Here is a 3521-nt window from a genome sequence, read left to right on the forward strand (position 1 = left end):
CATATATTATAAATTAATTTATAATATATGTTGCAATTGAAATGACACTTTACTCTGTCATTTTAAAGCACAAACTATTTTATAATGAACCGCATTCACTATCTAAACAATATCATCGAGCATTAAGTAGGCAAGTTCCAAGATAAGTAAATAAGGACAATTTCTATTGAAAAATATCGAAATTGTCTTTTTTATAAATTTTTGATTATTTTCAGCTCGTTGAGCTGTTACTTCTCTTATATTAAGTACCATTAGCACAAATCCTAGTTCTCTTTTGGCTTTATCTATCCCTCGAACTGACATTCTAGTGTAACACAATATAGCCTTCATAAATCCAAAAACAGGCTCCACATCAAATTTTCTTTGACTGTAGATGGTTTTTTGTTTTAGTTCTGAAAACTTTTTATTAATTTTGTCTTTAAAATATTCTCAATTATAATTCTTCATTATTTTTTTATTTGTTTTGAATTGAAGTTCATTCATTGATGTTTCAGAGGACATTCGGAACAATCATCACATTCATATTATTTAAAGTCTCGTTTAAAACCATTTTTATCATGATGATAGGCATATCTGTTAAATCCTAGTCTTTGATTGTCCAAACAAATGAATTCATCGAATTCAGTCTCGGAGTTGTTTCTACAATATCATTTGTGGGGATAAGAACTGAAGTTTCCATTAGTAGAGTATATTGAGTCATATTATAATCTTTGTGCATAAGGCACCTCGTTAATTTAGTTTAGTGATGTTTATTAAATTATACGAAAGTGCCTTATTTTTTAAAGTATTTTGGCGAGACACTTGAGGGAACAGGACAAGCTGAAGACTACAGGCTGAAGCTGTCCCCTAAGAAAGCGAGCCAACAATACGAAGTATTGTAAATAAAGAAGCCAGTAAATGAATTTATGTAAAACTCATTTACTGGCTATTTAGATAGGAATTATGTCCCAGCCCCCAATCTTAGCGAATCATATCATTAATATTTTTTAATTTCATTTAAAATAATTGAACCATATTAAATATCTAAAGCTTCAAGTCTTTCTCTAATAATTAATCTTAAAATTGGATCAAAGTTAATCGAGGGCGTAATGTGTAATTGACTATGCAATGTCATTTCACCTAAAAGGCGTTTTACTTTATTCACCAATCTACCATCAAATAAAAATAATGGGACAATGACTAACTCGTCATATTGCTCTGAGATTTTATCTAAATCATTTTTAAATGCCAATGTCCCATATAAAGCTCTTGCATAAACAGGATGATGACTATCAAGCGTTTTAACAAATGCTTTTAATTCATCATGTGCTTTCGTAAAACGTCCACTTCCATTTCCATGGGCAATTACTATAGTTGCTTGGGTTGAATCTTCACTGACTTTTTCATCAGCAATTCTATTTTCTACCAATGTTTTCATATATGGATGTGTACCAAGAGGCGCACTCATTTTACTATCAATTTGTGGATATCGAGCTTTCATCTCTTTAAGTATTTGTGGAATATCACTGACATAATGCATTGCACTAAAAATGAGTAAAGGTACAATACGAAATTTTGTAATTCCTTGCTTAATCATCTTCTCCATTATGATTTCAAGATTTTGTGTTTCACTTTCTAAAAATGCTAACTCATAATAATATTGCTCATCTTTTAATAGAGTTCCGATAAATTCTTCTAAAGCTTCATTCTGATTTCCTTTTCTCATACCATGAGCGACTAAAATATTACCTATCATAATTATCCCACCCTTTTGTATTATCATTATTACGAATAATTAAATCACATTTATGTACCAATGTATATTGTAGTATCTTAAATAAATGTACTATCATAGTTGTCAAAAATTTTATTTTTTAAATTATAAGTTATATAATAAAATTCGTTGAGAGTTTATAAATATAATCATGCCAATTGTATATATATTTACTACATAATTACATTTTTAAATATCTCAAATAATTCATATTTAGAGAGGATTTCATTTATGAAAAAATTGATTACTCTTATTGTCATGATATCTTTTGTTTTAGCGAGCTGTGGGGGTACCTCAAGTACTGACAAAGACACCCTCAATGTTGAAATACCTTTGAAAACTAAATCAATTGCACCTTACGAAACTGATATCCCAGTTAAAACAGGTGCCTTGGAATCGCTTTTTAAAATGTCGAAAAATGGTAAAGTTAAACCTTTATTAGTCAAAAAATATCATCAAGTATCTGACAATCAACTAGAACTCACATTAAAAGATAATATTAAATTTCAAAACGGTCATCATTTAACAGGCGAAGCTGTAAAACGCAGTCTTGAAGAGGGAATGAAAAAAAGTGATTTGTTAAAAGGATCACTTCCTATCAAATCAATCAACGCTCTTGGACAAAAAGTCACAATCAATACTAAAGAACCTTATCCAGAATTAAAGTCTGAACTCGCAAGCCCATTTGCTGCTATATACGACACAAAAGCTAAAAACAAAGTAACTGATCAACCTGTTGGTACGGGTCCTTATCAAATTGACAGTTATAAACGTTCGCAAAAAATCGTATTAAAACAATTCAAAGACTACTGGCAAGGTACGCCAAAATTAAAAAGAATTAATGTCACTTATCATGAAGATGGTAATACTCGTGTTGATCACTTATTAGCAGGCAAATCAGATTTGACTACTGATGTTCCAATTGAACGCGTTGATGATGTAAAAAAATCTAACAAAGCAAAGATTCAAAGTACATCAGGCTTTAGAACGCATTTAATGTTATACAATCATGATAGTAAAAAAGTTAATAAAAAAGTAAGAGAAGCACTAGATATGATTATCAATCGAAAAGACATTGCTAAAAATGTTTCTAAAAATTATGCTGATCCTGCATCAGGTCCTTTCAACCATCGATTAAAATCATTAGAAAAAGAAGAAATTCAATCACAAGACATCAAGCGTGCAAAGGAACTTTTAGCTAAAGAAGGTTATTCCAAATCGCATCCTCTTAAATTAAATATGGTCACATACGATGGTCGACCAGAATTGCCTAAAATTGGACAGGTGATACAATCAGAAGCTAAAAAAGCAAATGTTGATATACAATTACGCAATGTAGATGATATCGAAGGTTATCTCAAAAACAAACAGGCTTGGGATGTTTCAATGTATAGTTATTTAAGTGTGCCACGTGGTGATACAGGTTATTTCTTTAACACTGCATACTTACCTGAAGGTGCATTAAATAAAGGTAATTATAGTAATCCTAAAGTCACTCAGTTAATTAAAAAATTAAATACTACTTTCGGTGACAAACAACGTGCTCAAGTGACTAATGAAATACTAAATGAATCTAAAAAAGATGTTCCTAACAGCTATATCACTTACAACTCTCAAATAGATGGTGTGAATAATAATGTAAGACATTTTAATGTTACACCAGAATCTATCTATTTAATTGATTATAAATTAAGTAAAAAAGAATAATAATTGATACGAGCCTTGGACATAATTCTTAGCAAAATAGCCAGTAAATGAGTTTTCATAA

The 3521-nt window shown here is 30.2% G+C and carries 3 protein-coding genes and 1 pseudogene; 1 reads left to right on the plus strand and 3 read right to left on the minus strand.

The window, feature by feature from the left end:
• Window positions 1-122: 122 nt before the first annotated feature.
• The 3 genes and pseudogenes from HMPREF2663_RS09175 to HMPREF2663_RS09185 all read right to left on the minus strand — a co-directional run.
• Window positions 123-617 (minus strand): annotated as a pseudogene (locus tag HMPREF2663_RS09175) (transposase); the annotation flags it as partial.
• Window positions 584-718 (minus strand): hypothetical protein, encoded by a 135-nt coding sequence (locus tag HMPREF2663_RS13050; protein WP_002490632.1) that lies wholly within the window; start codon window positions 716-718, stop codon window positions 584-586. The pseudogene HMPREF2663_RS09175 and the gene HMPREF2663_RS13050, both read right to left, overlap by 34 nt.
• A gap of 297 nt (window positions 719-1015) precedes the next feature.
• Window positions 1016-1735, minus strand: a complete 720-nt coding sequence (locus HMPREF2663_RS09185) for a sirohydrochlorin chelatase (protein ID WP_002490688.1) — start codon at window positions 1733-1735, stop codon at window positions 1016-1018.
• A gap of 249 nt (window positions 1736-1984) precedes the next feature.
• On the opposite strand from HMPREF2663_RS09185, the gene nikA reads away from it, so the two are divergent.
• Complete coding sequence (gene nikA, locus HMPREF2663_RS09190; RefSeq protein WP_070846290.1) at window positions 1985-3460, plus strand: nickel ABC transporter substrate-binding protein; 1476 nt, start codon at window positions 1985-1987, stop codon at window positions 3458-3460.
• Window positions 3461-3521: the final 61 nt, after the last annotated feature.

This window comes from Staphylococcus sp. HMSC077D08, assembly GCF_001837945.1.
Lineage (GTDB): Bacteria > Bacillota > Bacilli > Staphylococcales > Staphylococcaceae > Staphylococcus > Staphylococcus epidermidis.